The 18,128-nt window shown below is 43.0% G+C and carries 14 protein-coding genes; 5 read left to right on the top strand and 9 right to left on the bottom strand.

The annotated features are described in order from the left end of the window. Positions 1–40 precede the first annotated feature (40 nt). A complete protein-coding gene (locus ACN222_RS18685; protein WP_010994426.1) occupies positions 41–1,003 on the top strand; it encodes an IS110 family transposase in 963 nt (320 codons plus the stop codon). 89 nt (positions 1,004–1,092) lie between these two features. Here the strand turns inward: ACN222_RS18685 and ACN222_RS18680 are convergent, their stop codons facing one another. Beyond that, complete coding sequence (locus tag ACN222_RS18680) at positions 1,093–1,320, bottom strand: hypothetical protein (protein WP_193371830.1); 228 nt, start codon at positions 1,318–1,320, stop codon at positions 1,093–1,095. A 314-nt stretch (positions 1,321–1,634) separates the two neighbouring features. On the opposite strand from ACN222_RS18680, the gene ACN222_RS18675 reads away from it, so the two are divergent. Further along, positions 1,635–1,952 (top strand): hypothetical protein, encoded by a 318-nt coding sequence (locus ACN222_RS18675; RefSeq protein WP_010997875.1) that lies wholly within the window; start codon positions 1,635–1,637, stop codon positions 1,950–1,952. Between the two features lie 87 nt (positions 1,953–2,039). On the opposite strand, the gene ACN222_RS18670 is transcribed toward ACN222_RS18675, so the two are convergent. The 4 genes from ACN222_RS18670 to ACN222_RS18655 form a co-directional block, all read right to left on the bottom strand. Then, the gene (locus ACN222_RS18670) at positions 2,040–3,755 is read right to left on the bottom strand and encodes a serine/threonine-protein kinase (protein WP_126987143.1); all 1,716 of its coding nucleotides are present in this window, start codon (positions 3,753–3,755) and stop codon (positions 2,040–2,042) included. 289 nt (positions 3,756–4,044) lie between these two features. After that, the gene (locus ACN222_RS18665; protein ID WP_010997873.1) at positions 4,045–6,621 is read right to left on the bottom strand and encodes a polynucleotide kinase-phosphatase; all 2,577 of its coding nucleotides are present in this window, start codon (positions 6,619–6,621) and stop codon (positions 4,045–4,047) included. Positions 6,622–6,683: 62 nt separating this feature from the next. Beyond that, positions 6,684–8,066, bottom strand: a complete 1,383-nt coding sequence (locus ACN222_RS18660) for a 3' terminal RNA ribose 2'-O-methyltransferase Hen1 (protein ID WP_010997872.1) — start codon at positions 8,064–8,066, stop codon at positions 6,684–6,686. 113 nt (positions 8,067–8,179) lie between these two features. After that, on the bottom strand, positions 8,180–8,596 hold the full coding sequence (locus ACN222_RS18655) for a nuclear transport factor 2 family protein (RefSeq protein ID WP_010997871.1): 417 nt from the start codon (positions 8,594–8,596) through the stop codon (positions 8,180–8,182). Between the two features lie 75 nt (positions 8,597–8,671). Between ACN222_RS18655 and ACN222_RS18650 the strand changes: the two genes are divergently transcribed. Next, entirely contained in the window at positions 8,672–9,232 is a 561-nt protein-coding gene (locus ACN222_RS18650; RefSeq protein ID WP_044521910.1) for a TetR/AcrR family transcriptional regulator, read from the top strand. 164 nt (positions 9,233–9,396) lie between these two features. On the opposite strand, the gene psbA is transcribed toward ACN222_RS18650, so the two are convergent. Then, on the bottom strand, positions 9,397–10,479 hold the full coding sequence (gene psbA / locus ACN222_RS18645) for a photosystem II q(b) protein (RefSeq protein WP_010997721.1): 1,083 nt from the start codon (positions 10,477–10,479) through the stop codon (positions 9,397–9,399). 295 nt (positions 10,480–10,774) lie between these two features. Between psbA and ACN222_RS18640 the strand changes: the two genes are divergently transcribed. Further along, positions 10,775–10,954, top strand: a complete 180-nt coding sequence (locus tag ACN222_RS18640) for a chlorophyll a/b-binding protein (RefSeq protein WP_010997869.1) — start codon at positions 10,775–10,777, stop codon at positions 10,952–10,954. A 248-nt stretch (positions 10,955–11,202) separates the two neighbouring features. On the opposite strand, the gene ACN222_RS18635 is transcribed toward ACN222_RS18640, so the two are convergent. The 3 genes from ACN222_RS18635 to ACN222_RS18625 all read right to left on the bottom strand — a co-directional run bounded on the left by ACN222_RS18635 (position 11,203) and on the right by ACN222_RS18625 (position 16,537). Beyond that, the gene (locus ACN222_RS18635; protein WP_010997868.1) at positions 11,203–12,174 is read right to left on the bottom strand and encodes a DUF362 domain-containing protein; all 972 of its coding nucleotides are present in this window, start codon (positions 12,172–12,174) and stop codon (positions 11,203–11,205) included. 140 nt (positions 12,175–12,314) lie between these two features. After that, on the bottom strand, positions 12,315–13,730 hold the full coding sequence (locus tag ACN222_RS18630) for an aspartate ammonia-lyase (protein WP_010997867.1): 1,416 nt from the start codon (positions 13,728–13,730) through the stop codon (positions 12,315–12,317). Between the two features lie 71 nt (positions 13,731–13,801). Continuing rightward, positions 13,802–16,537: a cation-translocating P-type ATPase gene (locus ACN222_RS18625; protein ID WP_010997866.1), complete on the bottom strand. Its 2,736-nt coding sequence runs from the start codon at positions 16,535–16,537 to the stop codon at positions 13,802–13,804. Between the two features lie 191 nt (positions 16,538–16,728). Here ACN222_RS18625 and ACN222_RS18620 point away from each other — a divergent pair, with 191 nt between their 5' ends. Then, positions 16,729–17,940, top strand: coding sequence for a bifunctional cobalt-precorrin-7 (C(5))-methyltransferase/cobalt-precorrin-6B (C(15))-methyltransferase (locus ACN222_RS18620; protein WP_010997865.1), 1,212 nt, complete (start codon positions 16,729–16,731; stop codon positions 17,938–17,940). The last annotated feature ends 188 nt before the right edge of the window (positions 17,941–18,128 follow it).

The raw sequence follows: 18,128 nt of genomic DNA, 5'->3' as shown, positions 1-18,128 counted from the left end.
TGAATTAAAAACTTCTTGACAAAATAGTTGAGATTCAAAAATGGAAAACATCTCTGTGTGGGTAGGCATTGACGTGAGCAAAGCGACCCTCGATGTTTATATCCGTCCCATCGGTAAAGCATTGAAGTTTGCTAATACAGAACTAGAAATATTTAATTTAGTTGAACAATTAAAATTTTATGATTTGAACCTCATCGTACTAGAAGCAACCGGAGGATTAGAAACAGAACTGGTCATTCAACTACAGGCAGCAATGCTACCAGTAGCATTAATCAATCCACGTCAAGGACGAAATTTTGCCAAAGCCACTGGTAAACTCGCCAAAACAGATGCTATCGATGCACAAATATTGGCACACTTTGGGGAAGCAATGAAACCTCAAGTGTTAAACATTGAGTCACAAGCATCTCGTCAATTAGGAGAATTAATTAGTCGTCGAAGACAATTAGTTGAGATGCAAACTGCTGAAAAAAATCGACGCTCACGCGCCCGTGGTAAAGCATTGGCAGATATTGAAGCACACATTGAATATCTTGACGAACGTCTCAAACAACTCAATCAAGAAATTGAGCAATTAACTCAAAACAATCAACAATGGATTGAAAAAGTTAATTTACTCAAAACTACTCCTGGTATTGGCCAAGTTATTTCGACAACTCTGGTTTCTGATTTGCCAGAACTCGGTCAACTCACTGCCAAACAAATTTCTCGCTTAGTTGGTGTTGCACCTATCAATCATGATAGTGGTCAACACAAAGGTAAGCGCATGATTAATGGCGGTCGCGCTCATGTTCGTGCCACTCTTTATATGGGTGCTGTTGTTGCTATGCGTCATAATCCGGTTATCAAGGCCTTTTATGAGCGTCTTGTCGAACGTGGTAAATCGAAAAAATTAGCTCTCACTGCTTGCGTTCATAAAATGTTAGTCATTTTAAATGCAATGGTTCGGGATAATTTACCTTGGCGTGTTACTGACAACTTACAACCCATTCCCAACGCTTAATCACAATTGACCGTTTTTATACTTGGAAATACTCTCCCTGATGATCCTATTGCCGCATTTGGGTCAATTTTTGATGCTCTTTTTTATCTTCACGGGAAATCCAGCAACTGGGGAAGATTCTGCGGCGAAGCGGAGTGGCTGGTGCGGGCTGCTACCATCTTAGCCAAGAGCCACAAGTCTTTTTGCCCGTACCAGCCACCGCAGAATCTAGCGCAGCGTTCCCCAGTTGCGTCAATGTTCAGAGTCCCGGTTTTTGTTAACGATCGCTTGACTTTCAAGACAGTCGCTACTAGCGTGTCAAGCCTTAAATGTTGCAATACAAAATACCGAAAAAATTGTAGCAACCCAATACCGATATCCTGTTGGGTTACCCTACGGGAACGCCAAGGGCGAAAGCCTTGCTCAACCTAACCTACGTTTAATACACTACTTTAGTCTAGACACGCCACTACTAACCGTCAATTTGGAATAATCTATTTTTTGTGTTCCATGAGTTGTTAAGTGTGAGTGCTGAGTACTAATTCAGCACTACTTTTTATATATATCCAACCAACCTAGAGGAAGACGTTGGCTCTAGCAAGAATACTTAATATTCAAGCAGCAGTTGAAGAGTTACGAGGAAGTTTCTCTAATGTTGGAACCTAAAGATGTTTTAAAGCAATTGTTTTGTAAGATTGGGCTATTTATCTTAGCAGGTTTAATATGGGTAATCAGCTTACCAATAATTTCTGTGGAAGCGGCTGGTTATTATGGGGAAAAAAACCACAAAGTCGAAGTTTCGAGACCTTACTATACTAATAAACAACGTAGAATAGACCGCCCTCAAAATTCCCAGCCTTATTATGCTAATAAAGACAGGAAAAAGGAAAAAGCTAGCATCCGCACTCCAGATGACGAATATACTACCAGCCATAAACAAATTAGAAGGAACAGAGGGGATTTTGAGTAAGTAGAAGTTTATTCAGTTTAGTCAAGAGGCGTGATGGTTCGCGTCTCTATAAATTGACCTGTTTTGAATTGGAGCAAAGCGACTTGACTAGCGAATATTTACTTCTGGTAATTGAATTTCAGATTGTAAATTGCCAACCTGAATAACTGAATTATGAGCAATCAAAGACTTAGCCTTTTGGATTTGTGGGCGTAACTTTTGTGTATACTCATTGAGTTTAGCTTGAGCTTGGGCATAAACAGGAGTACCTTGAGGAATTTTGCGGAGGTAGTTGACCGCATGATCAAAGTTACCAGCTAATGCTTGTTTACGAGCTTGGTGTAAAAAATAAGCGGCTCTAATTTGTTTTTTCTGGTTGTATTCAGCTAGTTTTTTTTGTACTAAAGCACCAGCAGAACTTTCTTGAGGAATTTGACGCAAATATTCTAATGCTGAAGAAAAATCTTTAGCTCTAGCTTTATCATAAGCTTTGGCTAATAAATCTTGTGTTTGGGCTTCGATATTGACATTGGCTTTCTGTACTACATCCTTAACTTTAGATTGCCAATATGAAATATTAGGAACTTCGCTTGCAGCAACAAAAACATCTGACCATCTATTCTCAAGTAATGCTTGTTCAGCTAAGGAATATTGTTTTGCTGCTGTTTGCCATTGCTGTTGCCATTCGTCTATAGTGGCTTGAGCATCTGGATATACATTACTATGAGAAGGTATGAGTTTAGCTAGAGCGATCGCTTGTTGTAAGTCGCCGTCTTGATATTCTTGTGTCGCTTTATATAAAAGTTCTGTTTCTGTGTTAGCTGGAGAATTACTCAGCAATGAATAAGTTCCCAGTCCCATTAATAAGGTATTAACCGCTAGTCCTACTTTCATTCCTGTGATTAGCGGCGACGCTTCAGAATTAGGTTCCTGCCTATATTCTATCTGTTGTGTTTGCAAAAGTTGTGGCAAGGATGTTTCCCATTTCATCTGTTGGAGTACACGCAACACCTCAGCCGCAGACTGAAAGCGTTCTTGGAAATTGTAGCGAATCATTTGGCTGAGAATCGCCGCTAGATAGTCACTCACAGGCGTATCAGCAAAACGCCAAATGATTTCATTACTATCAGGATCTATTTTTAATTGCAGTGGTTCTAGCCCAGTTAAAGCCTGGATAGCAATCATGCCTAAAGCATAGATATCACTGTTGATTTGAGTTTTACCAATAAATTGCTCTGGTGGTATGTATCCCAAGGAAGTAGCCGGAACCTGATAGATAGATACTTGTTCATCTATGCCAAAATTCACTGACTGGATAGAACCAAAGTCAATTAAAACTAATTTGCCATTAACAGCACGTCTGATTAAATTTTCTGGTTTAACATCGCAATGAATCACACCTTGCGAATGCACAAACTGTAAAATACTTAACGCATCTTCTAGAAATGTAATAACTTCATCTTCGCGCCACACAGAACCCCAATTTTGAGCAATTGGCAATTCTGCCGTTAAAGCGTGTCCGCCGATATACTCTTGTACTAAGTAGAAACGCTCATTTTCTTCAAAACAAGCAATGAAATTGGGAATCTGGGGGTGTTGTCCCAAGTGCTTGAGGGTTTCAGTTTCTGTCAGAAAACGTAATCTGATTGTATCTAGGTGACTAGAGTGGAAACTGTTAACCTTAAGTTGTTTAACAACACATTTAGGTTGATGTGGGTAATTGATATCTACAGCAATATATGTTTGTCCAAATACCCCTGAACCCAGGTTTTGAACAATTTGGTAGCGTGCTTGCAGTACTTTACCGATCATGTGGTGGTTCATGAGCTGGTTACTGAGTTAGTCCTTATATAAGTATTCTCTTGATTGCGTGCTGTTTCCGGAAAGACAAATTACTCTAAGCTCGACTTTATCCAAAATTAAGAACTTGGTTTTCTTTATCTGGTAAAATACCTAGCTTTTTGGCAAATACTTTTTTCACATTTATAGGTTCCCGATGCAGTTGAAAAAGTAAGACTATTGTCTTACAAAGATTTTAGCGATCGCGATCTCATTGCAAAAAAAATGAATTAAAGTCAAGTTTAAGCCCTGCTGGCTGTCTTTATCATAGGCGCTACAGTCGTGGATCTACGGGTTCACTTTCTAGAGCCAAAATTCCAAATACGCATTCATGTACATGACGTAAAGGAGCATGGGCAACAAATCGCTCTAATGCTTCCACACCCAGGGCGAACTCTCGCATGGCCAAAGAACGTTTCAGAGATAACCCTCGTTGGCGTAGACGTTGCAAGTTCTCTAGGGCTGAATATTCAGGGCCATAGATAATTCGCAGATATTCTTGTCCACGACATTTCACCGCAGGCTGCACAATACCCCGACTACCCTTGACCAGAAATTGCATAGATTTGACAACCATACCCTCACCCCCAACTTGGGTGAGTTTTTCCCACCAATGCACCCCTTCAGCTTGGCTGCTAGGGTCGGTTAAATCTATTACTTTGTAAGCCGTTGACAGGAGTAAATCCGGGTCTGATTGGCAGATTTGGGTAATTTGTTCTATGTGCCAACGATGGTCTTTGTCGATATGCACAGCTTCCTCTGTAGCGAGGATATGAAAGGGGGCTAGTTTTAAGTCTCCAATATCGGTGACATTCCAGCAGTAGCGACGGTAAGCAGTGATGTACTGATTTGCCATCTCTGCTCGTTGTTGGTAGCGAGTGAGTTGGGTAGTAATATTGAGGCCGCGCTCGCTTGCTTGTTGCAGTAATTCTACGGCATCATTGCAAGCTAGGCGTGATGCCACACCCACTGGTGCATATTGCCCTTTTATTAATCCTTGTGCTTTTGCTGACCAAGGCATGAGTTCACAGTCTAAGCACACCCAGTCTGTATTAAATCTTTCCCAAAATCTACTTGCAGTCAGAGCAGCATTTACCCGTGCCAAAAGTTGCGTTTCTAATGTTGGCTCATCAAAAAATCTCCTACCTGTGCGGGTATAACAAATACCAATACCTTCATCCACTACACCAAACCGTTTCTCGGCTGTTGCTAAATCCCGACAAACAACCACAATGGCGCGTGAACCCATATGCTTTTCTTCACATATAACCTCCGTAATTCCTTGCTTTTGGTAGTAGACGAAGGCTTGGGATGGGTGTTCCAGGTATCCAGGGGCTGAAGAGGTTTCTACTGGGGACATGGTAGGAGGGAGGTAAATCAGCCATTTGGGATTAGCAGCAAAACGGCTCATAATTTCTAAAGCAGCGATCGCATTTTCTTCTCTAATGGTGATATTTGGTTGTAGCTTGGTATTGATGATGCGCTTACCTAATACATCCTCAATGTTGAGAACATCATCAAATTCCTGTTGGGATGTCCGCGTAATACTATTCTCAACTAAAGGTTTCACGGGTTCACAGTAAACCCGCGCCGCCGGAACACTCACCAATTCCTTTTCGGGATAACGTAGGGCGGTAAGTTTGCCACCAAACACACAACCTGTATCAATATCAATAGTATTATTCAGCCATTCCGCCTCAGGTATGGGTGTATGTCCATAAACTACCAGCGCCTCACCCCGATAATCTCCAGCCCAGTTATAACGGACTGGTAAACCAAACTCGTCAATTTCACCCGTACTTTCACCGTACAGGGCAAACTCCCGCACCGCACCAGAACCCCGTCCCTGCATTTCCTGTTTCATCCCTGCGTGTGCTACTACCAAGCGTCCGTCATCAAGTAAGTAGTGGCTGACAAGGGAATCTAAAAAGTCTGTGAGTTCCTTAGTGAATAGTGTGCGGATTGCTTCTGGTAACGCTGCAATTTCATCAAGGCTTTGCTGTAACCCATGATTTACCTTGACATTTTTACCTCGTAATTTCCGCAAGAGCTTGTTTTCATGATTACCAGGAACACAAATGGCTGTATCTGCTGTCACCATGTTGCGTACTAGCTTGACTGTATCTAAAATACGTGTCCCTCTGTCTACCAAATCACCAAGAAAGACCGCTTTGCGTCCTTGGGGGTGGTAGTAGATGGGAGCGTTCCAGATTGTATCTTCAATTCCTGTGCTTTTTTCATAGCCTAATTGCTGGAGTAAAGTTTCCAGCTCATCACAACAACCGTGAATATCGCCGATGATGTCAAAGGGGCCGTGTTCGTGTTTTTTGTTATTCCATAAGGGTTGAAGTTCAATTGCGACGTTGGCGATTTCCTCTGGTGATTTGAGGGTGTAGACGTAGCGGAAACCCTCTTTTTCTAAACTACGCAAAGAACGCCGTAACATTTGGGTATGACGACGGACTACATGGGAGCCGAATTGTCTGTCACTTCTTTGTTGGTTACGTTCATGACATAATTCTTCTGGTAGGTCAAAAACTATGGCCACTGTAAAGCAATGATACTGCTTGGCCATTTGCAGTAAAGTCTTGCGGTCTTCTGGCTGGACGTTAGTTGCATCTATTACTGTTAATTTGCCTGCGGCTAGGCGTTTAGTCGTTATATAGTGCAGAACATCAAAAGCATCTCTGGAAGCAGACTGGCTATTTTCATCATTGGAAACTAACCCACGACAAAAATCAGAAGATATTACTTCAAACGGTTGAAAGTGCTTACGTGCGAATGTTGATTTACCTGCACCAGAAGCACCAATCAAGACAACTAAAGATAATTCAGGAATAGTAATTTTCATAGTTATTAGTCATTGGTCAACAGTCAACAGTTCTTTTCTCCCCCTGCTCCCCAGTCCCTTACTTATTGACAAAAACGTGCCATTTGTGTCGGTGAACCAAATTCTGGGTCTTCTTCTCCTATAGCTTGAAACTGCACGTTATAAGCAAAGCGTTCTGTGATTTTATTTGCCCAATCTTGGAATTGCGATCGCGTCCATTCAAAGCGATGATCTTTATGTCGCAGTTTCCCCGCCGGGAGATTGGCAAATTTGACGTTATATTCAATATTTGGTGTGGTTACTATCACTGTTTTTGGTTGAGCAAATTCAAATAAAACTCGCTCAAAGGCACCCAATCGAGATAAATCAAGATGCTCAATTACCTCTACCACAGTCGCCGCATCATAACCATAAAAGCGTTTATCTTGATAAGTCAATGCGCCTTGAATTAATTGCAAACGTTCCCACTGGTTGCGGGGAAGGTGCAAGCGGTCTAATCTTTCTTGGGCAATTTCTAGCGACCTGTAGGAAACATCTACACCTGTAATTTGCTCAAAAAAGCTATCTTTCAAGAGCATTTTCAATAAATTACCTTGTCCACATCCCAAATCAATTACACGCCTAGCATTACTTTGTTTTAAAGCAGCAACCACCGCATTCATACGCTGTTGGTTCAAGCTAATTGGCTTTTCTACCGCCGCTTCTTCCTCTGCGTGGGTTTCTTCCGTACCATCAGGGTCGAGATTATCTTCTTCTGCTAACTGTGCTAAAGCAGTGCGAGTTAAACGGTGTTGTCGTTTGAGATAACGTCGCGTGATTTGTTCTCTGGCTGGATGTTGCGATAACCAACCCTCACCATGACGCAGTAATTTTTCGATTTCTTCTTCGTTTACCCAATAGTGTTTCTCATCATCTAGTACGGGAATCAGGACGTAGAGATGGCTTAACAAATCACTCAAGGGTATAGTGTGCTGGAGTTCAACGGTAAAATATCGACTATTACCCCAATCTGGAAAGTTCTCATCTAAAACGTGACCTTGGGCGCTGACAGTGTAACCCAAAGGTTCAAATAATTCTCGAAGAAAACTTTCACCACCACGACAGGGTAAAACCGATAGTTTCGCCACCAAAGGTAGAGGCGTTTGGGCTAATTCTGGTCGGTCTTTGCTGCGTCCACCTAAAGCTGTACTAAATACCTGTGCGATCGCTACACTCATAAAAGATGATGCCACATAAGGGCGATCGCTCACATATTGTTCCAAAGTCGCACCTCTCCCCCGCACCAACTTCACCGGGTCAACATCCAACAACAGCGCCACTGTGCATTTTTGTTCACTCGCTTCTGGATAAAAAATGTGCGCCTTTCCAAATGACAGGGAAAACGAGTGACAACGGTCTGGGTGTTTATGTAGTAAGTAGCCTAACTCTGTTGCTGGGGAGTGGGTGGTGGTGATGGTGAGCAGCATTCACTTATTTAAGTGTTAGTGATTAGCTAATAAATACTGCTCCACAGTAAGCGATTACTGAAAATTCGTAAACAGTTATGCTCACTAACAGCACATCGCCCAAACATCGTTAGTTACAACTGTGGTAACATTCCAATCTGCTGTAATAAAGTAGCAAGGTTGTAATAATCCTTATTAGTTTTGATTTTTCCGTTTTCTAGATTTATAAATGTCACGCCCCGCACCTCAATCATTTGATGGGAAGCTGGTACATTATGAAATGCTTCCTTATGAGTCCCTTGCATGACCCACTCTAATGCGCCATTGGCTTCTGACGCAAAACAAGACTGTACATTTATCTTTAAATCAGGTAATGCTGTGCGAGTAGCGCTGAAAAAGTCTCTGAGTTGTTCCTTACCTTTACTCACCATACTAAACGCCACATCTTCGTAGTAGCAATCCTCAGCAAAAAGCGAGAGAAACGATTCTACATTTCCTGAAGACCATAAATTTGCCCATTGCAAAAGTAGCTCTGTATTTGCGTTACTCACTTATTTATCTTCTCCATACCGTAGCGTATGGAAATAGATTAATAGCTCAACAAATAAATGTCAATACGCTGCCGTATGGAAAAAAAACAAGAACACATCAAACTGGAACGACAGGACTGGATTAATGCTGGTTTAAAAGTTTTGGCGGAGGGAGGAATTGAAGCCGTCAGAGTAGAACCACTTGCCAAGTTAATCAAGGTGACAAAAGGTAGCTTTTACTGGCACTTCAAGAACCGAGATGATTTATTGGAAGCAATTTTACAGGAATGGGTGAAAGGTGAAACCAATAATTTAATTGAGCGAGTCGAAACGATAGGTGGGGACGCAACGACTAAATTGCTACATTTATTTGAATTCGCAATTCAAATTGACGGTCGATTAGAAAATGCAATTCGCGCATGGGCTACAAAAGCTGCAAATGTTGCCGAGATTATGCTGCAAGTAGATCAAAGTCGGCTAAATTACACACAAAATTTATTCTTGCAAGTTGGCTTTACACCTTTAGAGGCGAAAGTCCGCGCCCAAATGGCTTATTACTCACTCGTTGGAGAATTTACGGTGGGAACAAGACCAAATCAGACTGAACGTCTAGCAGAAGTAAGATTTGAACACGCTATCCTCACTAGGCAAGATTAATCATGGCATATTAGAGCGATCGCCTGCTTGTAATTATAGGAGTTCGTACTATTTACGGCTTATCTATGCTGTGTGTGTAATTTAACCTATGTTGGACATGAATCCAAAGCAAAAAAGCGCCCCCTTTGCAGGAGACGCTTTTTTATTGAATTAAGAATTCAGAATTAACCGTTGATAGCAGGAGCGCTGATAGCAACAGGAGCAACTTCACCAGCAGCCAAATCTAGAGGGAAGTTGTGAGCGTTACGCTCGTGCATTACTTCCATACCCAAGTTAGCGCGGTTGATGATGTCAGCCCAGGTATTGATTACACGACCTTGTGAGTCGATGATGGATTGGTTGAAGTTGAAACCGTTCAAGTTGAACGCCATTGTGCTTACACCTAAAGCGGTAAACCAAATACCGATTACAGGCCATGCAGCTAGGAAGAAGTGCAATTGACGGCTGTTATTGAAGGATGCGTATTGGAAAATTAAGCGACCGAAGTAACCGTGTGCAGCAACGATGTTGTAGGTTTCTTCTTCTTGTCCGAATTTGTAACCGTAGTTTTGTGATTCGTTTTCGGTTGTTTCACGAACTAAGGAAGAGGTTACCAAGGAACCGTGCATTGCAGAGAACAAGGAACCACCGAATACACCAGCTACACCCAACATATGGAAGGGGTGCATCAAGATGTTGTGTTCTGCTTGGAACACGATCATGAAGTTGAATGTGCCGGAGATACCCAAGGGCATACCATCTGAGAAGGAACCTTGTCCGATTGGGTAGATCAAGAATACTGCGGTTGCTGCTGCTACTGGTGCAGAGAATGCTAGGCAGATCCAAGGACGCATTCCTAAGCGGTAGGATAGTTCCCATTCACGTCCTAAGTAGCAGAATACGCCAGTTAGGAAGTGGAAAATTACCAATTGGTAAGGGCCACCGTTGTACAACCACTCGTCTAGGGATGCTGCTTCCCAAATTGGGTAGAAGTGCAAGCCGATGGCGTTGGAGGATGGAACAACTGCACCGGAGATGATGTTGTTTCCGTAGATTAGGGAACCTGCTACTGGTTCACGGATGCCGTCGATGTCTACTGGGGGTGCAGCGATGAAGGCGATGATGAAGCAGGTGGTTGCAGCTAGCAAGGTGGGGATCATTAGTACGCCGAACCAACCGATGTATAGACGGTTGTTGGTGCTGGTAATCCACTCGCAGAACTGTTCCCATACGTTGGCGCTTTTGCGCTGTTGTAAGGTTGCGGTCATGTTTTTATGATTACGTTGGTTTTATGAATCAGGCAGTTGTTTTTTGCCTGTAACAATACTTTACACTGCTTTACAAAAATTGGGTAATTAATTAATATTACTAAAATATATATACTTGATTAGTTTTTATTATCTAAGGAAGTAAGTTACTAGCGATCGCTAATCAAAAACTTTGGTTTTCAGTACGGTAACCTAGTACTCCTATTTACGATAAATCTTCCATTCCCTTCAACATCTGTTACATTACGTTACAGACAGTGAAAGCTGTACAACGCAATACATTGGAGTTTTGTTTATGTCTGGTTTTAAGAATCCTAAGTCTACTGTTACCGAAAGTCCTAATGCTGTGCGTTTTGGTTTCACTAGTGAGAGTGAAAGTTGGAATGGTCGCTTTGCAATGATTGGTTTTCTATCTATCGTGTTGATTGAAGCTTTTTCAGGCCAAGGCTTTCTCCATTTTTGGGGCATTTTGTAAGTTGATATAAGCAAGCTCTGTTCCAAGCCTAGTAGGGTGCGTCAGTGTGAATAATTTCTAAGTATATTTAGGTTCTATCGCACTGACGCACCTTATTGGACTGAACAGCCTAAAAATGATTAACTTAAGCTTTTGAGCAAATACAACTGCAAATCCTGCTACAGCAATATCTTGATGAGCAGAATAGGCTAGAGATTACCCTCCGATTGCTTAACCAGACCGCCCTAATCTAGTGGCGGTTTTTTTGGTTACTGTCTACCGTAGGCGCTCATGGGTTCTTTGATAAAGCGGATATAGAAGTGTTTAAAAGTGGACTTAATCACACGGGGCATAGCAAAATCAATGGGCATCAACTTATCAGGAAGTTGCCAATCGTCAATTTTTAATAAATCAGGATGTAAGTTGGGAAACTGAATATCAGCAAGTTCTGGGCAAACCCCTAATCTTTGGGATGCGGCAACGGTAGGTACTTGATGGGGTGGGACGTTGAGAATTTCTACCATTGCCCTATCTAGGGCAAATATATCTGATGCGGCTGCCAATATACCCAAGGCACGAGGTTCGCCGCCACTGGGGCCATTGCCTTCGTGACCGATAATGCCGTCTAAAATAGTTAAATCTGGGTTAATTGCCCTGGCGGTTTCTACCAGCATTTCTCCAAATCGGTCAGCATCCTTCCCAACTTCCATGTGCCACCATGCTTTCATTTTGCCAGGAACGCAACCAAAGAGGTTTTTTACGCCCAAAGTTAAAGTTAATTGGGTATGGGATTTGACTTTTGGTAAGTTAATCACCACATCTGCTTCTATGACTTCTTTACTCAGTAGCAAGTGATTAAAGTTTTCACTAACAGTTTCGTAACGTTTGCCGTGAAAATCGATGATTGGCAGATTGAGTTCTTGAATAAGTGGCTGATAACCGTTGGCTATGGCTACACCTTTAGCACTACCAAATGCTGGACTATCTCCCAAAAATGGCTTTCCACCTGCGGCGATTACCATTTGGGCAACGGCATAAACTAGTTCGGCACGGGTGGTACATTCTTTAGTGGGACGCGCTCCCGTGAGTAAATTAGGTTTCAGTAAAACCCGTTGTCCTGGTTTAACAAAAGCTGCCATCCCCCCAAAAGGTTCTAGCAAGGTAACAAGAGATTTCTTTAATGCTTCCCGTTCGTAGGAAGTAGCCCGGATCAGGCTGACAGATGGTTTTTGGTTCTGCATAGATGATTTGGTAAGTATGGCTATTGACTGTTGACTGTTGACTGTTGACTGTTGACAGTCCTTTTTAGTAGTTATGTAATTTATACACGTATTAGCTTAAAGACAAATCAATCCCCAGTCCCCAGTCCCCAGTCCCTTAATTACTCTGTTTGGAGTGGCAATATACTACTCATTTCTTCTAGATTTAACACGGTGGCTAACTCTGCTTCGCTCATCAGTCCTTTTTCTAACACAATCTGCCTTAGAGATTTTCCTGTGTTTAAGGATTCTTTGGCGACATCTGCGGCATTTAAATAACCAATGTGAGTGTTGAGGGCGGTAACTAAAGCTAAACTGCCTTCGGCGTAGGCTAAACAGCGTTCTTTGTTGGCGGTAATTCCTTGAATGCAGCGTTCTGTAAGGGCGGCGATGGTTGACCCCAGAATTTCGATGCTGTGGATCAAATCATAGGCAATCAACGGCATCATCACGTTTAATTCTAATTGTCCGGCTTGGGCTGCAAGAGCGATCGCCTGATCGTAACCCATCACCTGGAAACACACCATCGATGTCATCTCTGCCATAACGGGGTTATATTTGCCTGGCATGATTGAGGAACCGGGTTGGACTGGGGGTAGTTGAATTTCTTTTAAACCAGTTTTTGGCCCGGAGTCCATCAGCCTCAAGTCGTGGGAAATTTTCGCTAAGTCTTGGGCTAGGTTGCGTATCGCCCCGGAAACGTTCACAAATGGGGACATACTCTGCATGGCAGCCATGAGATGGGGGGCGGGTTGGAGTGGTAAGTTTAGTAATTCTGCCAGTACTTCCACCACACGGGCGCGGTATTGAGGATGGGTGTTTAAGCCTGTTCCCGCCGCACTACCACCTAAACCGAGTACCATCAAGTCTCCAGAGGCAGTGTAAATGCGGTTTTGATGTTCTGAGAGGATATGCGCCCAAGCGGCGAAATTATCACCCAAGCGGACGGGAACGGCATCCTGTAAATGGGTTCTGCCAGATTTGACAATATCTTGAAATTCTACAGCTTTGTGTTCTAAGGCGGCGATCGCTTTTTCTAATGCTGGCTGTAATGTTTTGGTCAGTGCCAATAAGCCACCGATGCGAATTGCTGTGGGAATAACATCGTTGGTAGACTGCCCGTAGTTCACATGATCATTAGGGCTAACTCGTTGGTAATTGCCCTTTTCTGCACCCAAAATTTCCAAAGCCCGATTTGCTAGGACTTCGTTAATGTTCATGTGGTGGGATGTGCCTGCACCAGCTTGATAGACATCAACGACGAACTGATCTCTTAACTTCCCTGCCAGAATTTCATCGGTTGCTTGCACAATCGCTTGGCTAATATCTTGGGGAATACAACCTAGTTCTCCATTGACAATTGCTGTAGCTTTTTTAATTAAAAGACCAGCATCTACGTAAGTAGGTAAGGGCTTAAGACCACTAATGGGGAAATTTTCAACGGCTCGGAGAGTTTGAATACCGTAATAAACATCACTAGCAATTTGGCGATCGCCCATCGAATCGCGTTCAATACGAAAATCTGTATTTGTAGTCATCTTATTGTGGGGATAATCTCAAAATACAGATCATGCCATGCAAGTAGACTAAAAAGCTATTGGGAAACAATTCAGTCAAGGGGGTCGAACTTATTGACTATAAGTGCTACGGGAATCATTGGTAAACCTACAAGTAGGCAAGTTAACCATTGAGTTAAATTCAATGGTGCAGTAGCAAATAACTGATTCATCAAGCTCCATTGACTGAAAATTATCTGCAAAATGATTGTAGTTACAATGCCGATAGCTATGGCTGATATATCGCTAAGTTTCTGCCTAACTCCTCGCAGGAAATTAATGGCAGCAATTCCTAACTGACTAATACTTAAAAGATAAAAAAATCTTCCAGATACTAACGCCTGAATTGCCATTGTTCTGGCTAAATCAATATTGCCTGTAGATTGTTTAATCCATTCAAATACACCAAATATTAATATCCAGTTAAAGATAGAAATTGCGAAGATGCGCTTGACTAAACTTTTGGAGAGTAATGGCTCACGAGGGCTACGGGGTGGTAACTGCATAACCCGTTGAGAACTTGGTTCAAAAGCCAAGGGTACAGTCATAGCAATGGAATTAACCATATTTAACCAGAGGACTTGTAAAGATAAAATTGGTAATTCTCTGGCAAGTAAAACACTAATTAAAATCGTCATGGATTCGCCGCCATTCACAGGTAAAATGAAGGCGATCGCTTTTAATAAGTTGCGGTAAACAGTCCGTCCTTCCTCCACTGCCGCTTCTATGGAAGCAAAGTTATCATCAGTCAAAATCATGTCGGCGGCTTCTTTGGCTACTTCTGTACCCGCACCCCCCATTGCAATGCCAATATCTGCTTGTCTCAAGGCTGGTGCATCATTGACACCATCCCCCGTCATCGCTACAACCTCGCCTTTTGATTGCAAGGCTTCTACAAGGCGGAGTTTCTGTTCTGGGGCAACACGGGCAAATACAGCCCCATCTTCTATGGCAGTAGCCAGTTGTGTTTGTGACATTTGGGCTAGTTGCGCGCCAGTAAAGGCGAGAACTTCCCCATTTTGATTAAAGCCCATCCTTTGAGCGATCGCTTGTGCTGTGGCAGCGTGGTCGCCTGTGATCATTTTGACTTGAATCCCCGCATTTTGACAAGCAGCTACGGCGGCGATCGCTTCTGCTCGTGGGGGATCGATCATTCCTTGTAGTCCCAAGAAAACCAAATCATTGTCGATATCTGCATGATCCAGGGAATCTTGACTAACCGATACAGTTTTCCGTGCAAACGCCAACACCCGCAAACCCTGATGAGCCATTGTCTCAACTTCTTGATGTAAAGTCTGGGCATCCACAGAAACAAGATTACCTCCAGTTAACATCTGCTGACAACGTTGCACAATAGCCTCAACGGAACCCTTTACATAGATAGTCCTGACTCTTGCAGAATTTTCTCCACTTCCCCCTTCATGCAAAGTTGCCATGTATTGAAACTCAGACTCAAAGGGGATGACATCTAGCCTGGGCATTTCTGATTCTAAGTTATTGCTAGTCAGCCCCACTTTATTCGCCACAACTATCAACGCTCCTTCAGTAGGATCACCGATAACTTGCCATTCTCCTTCCTTCTGCTCTAAGTGGGAATCATTACATAACAATCCGGCTTGCAGACATTCTGCCAATACGGGAGAACTACGCCAATCTACTGGCTGTTCATCGCGTAAGATTTCACCTTCGGGAATATAACCTGTCCCTGTAACTGTATAGTATTGACCGTCAGTATAAATCACCTGTACAGTCATCTGGTTTTCTGTGAGTGTACCCGTTTTATCCGAGCAGATGACTGTAGCGCCACCGAGGGTTTCCACGGCTGGTAATTTCCTCACAATCGCGTGTCGCTTCGCCATCCGTGAAACACCTATTGCCAATGTTACCGTCACTACGGCAGGTAATCCTTCAGGAATGGCACTGACAGCAAAAGCCACCGCCGCTTCAAACATACTTGCCCAGGAATTACCGTATCCCAGTCCAACGGCAAACGTCAGGGCAGCGATGCCCAAAATTATGTATAGTAATGTGCGGCTAAATTTATCAAATTTCCGTGTTAGGGGAGTCTTAAGGCTTGTACCCTGCTCCATCAGTTGGGATATCCGCCCGGTTTCCGTAGCTTCCCCAATGGCTACAACAATCCCCTTACCAGTGCCAAAGGTCACAAAACTGCCAGCATAAGCCATGTTGCTGCGTTCTGCTAAAACTGCATTCGCGTCCACAGGTTCGGTATTTTTCTCAATAGCAACCGACTCACCAGTGAGGGCAGATTCATTCACTTGGAGATTGCGGGACTGAATCAAACGCAAATCGGCGGGTACTTTATCACCAGAGGTCAGTAGTACTAAATCGCCAGGGACTAATTCTTGTGAAGGAACTTGTACCTTTTGACCGTTGCGTAGGATAGTTGCATTAGTTTGGACTGAAGAAGCTAAAGCTGCGATCGCACTTTCAGCTTTTGATTCTTGCACAAAACCAATAATGGCATTAATTAAGGTGACACCCCAAATCACCCAAGCATTTACCCACTGCCCAATTAAGGCTTTGATTGCACCTGCAATCAGCAAAATGTACAGCAACGGCTGATTGAATTGTAGAAGAAATCTGACTATCGGGCTAGTTCCCTTTTTACCCTTGAGTTCATTCGCACCAAAGCTTTCCTGCCGTTTTGCTATCTGATTTGATGTCAAACCTGTATCTAGATTTGCATCTAAATATTGAGCCACTTTTGATGCAGATAAATTGTGCCATTGATGTGATTGGATAATTTCTTCAACTTTTGCTGTCATTTTGTTGCCTCAATATTTCCCATAGGCAGGCTAAACGTAGAGCATTAGCTGTCTGGTGTTGAGCTAATTCTTAAAATTATAAAGAATAAATGTGATGGAAAAGTGATAGTAAATTAAGAAGGGTCAAGGGTTTTGCTTTCAAATTAAAATTTTTTATGACAAGTGCTAACAGATTCAATTTTGGGTAGCTTATGACGCAGAAATGGCTATCTATTATCGGTATTGGTGAAGATGGATTATTGGGGTTAAGTGCGATCGCTATTTCTCTACTCAATCAAGCGGAAATCGTTGTAGGAGGCGATCGCCATTTAGCAATGTTACCTCCAAACGACCCACGGGAAAAAATCCTCTGGACTTCTCCTATTACTACCGCAGTGGCAGAAATTATCCAGCGTCGGGGTAAATCTGTATGTGTGTTAGCCAGTGGTGATCCCATGTATTACGGTATTGGTGTCACCTTGGCGCGACAAATTTCCATATCCGAAATGACAATTATCCCCGCACCTTCATCTTTTAGCCTGGCCTGCGCCCGATTAGGATGGTCTTTAACGGAGGTAGAAACCTTGAGTTTATGCGGTCGTCCCTCGGCTTTGCTGCAATCTTACATATATCCTGGTGCGCGGTTATTAATTTTGAGTGAGGGGAAAAATACACCGAGTATTGTTGCTGAAACCCTCACACAGCGAGGTTTTGGGAATAGCCAACTCACAGTTTTGGAACGGATGGGCGGTATTCATGAAAGGATATTAACAGGGATAGCTGCAACTTGGCAGGAAACAGAACTGGCAGATTTAAATGCGATCGCTGTACACTGTATCGTCGATACTGGTGTTGTCGCCTTACCCAGATTACCAGGATTACCAGATAGCGTTTATCACCACGACGGACAACTTACCAAACGGGAAGTTAGAGCAGTTACCCTATCAACTTTAGCACCCACACCAGGACAGTTACTTTGGGATGTGGGGGCGGGTTGTGGTTCCATATCAATAGAATGGATGCGGACTAATCCCAGATGTCAGGCGATCGCCATTGAACAAAACTCATCTAGACTACAATACATTGCAGATAATGCGGCTGCTTTAGGTACTCCCAACCTGAAAATTGTTGCAGGAAAAGCACCTCACATCCTCCAAGACTTACCCACACCCGATGCCATTTTTATCGGTGGTGGAGTTACAGCCACAGGATTGTTTGATATTTGTTGGCAAGCACTACGCCCAGGCGGTAGGTTAATTGCTAATGTAGTCACCATAGAAGGTGAGCAGACTTTATTTCAATGGTACGAAAAAGTGGGTGGCAGTTTCACCCGTATTGCCATTCAACGAGCCGAACCAATTGGTAAATTTTTGGGTTGGCGAGCAATGGCTACTGTCACACAATGGGTAGCGGTGAAAGATTGAAGAAGACAAGGACTAAGGCAACTTTAGACCGGGTGTAAGGGTTTAGGGGTGTAAGGATGTAAGGGAAGAATTTAGTTTTACTCTTTCCCCTGAACCCCTAAACCCCTATTGTCATTTAGCAGAAAACTTGTAACTTCCGCTAGACTCTCCACCTAACTAGAGAGATTAGGATAGTTCCAGGCAATTGC

Source organism: Anabaena sp. FACHB-595 (assembly GCF_048568275.1).
Classification (GTDB): Bacteria; Cyanobacteriota; Cyanobacteriia; order Cyanobacteriales; family Nostocaceae; genus Trichormus.
Note: the sequence above shows the minus strand (reverse complement) of the source record. Positions and strands in the feature narration are given on the sequence as shown.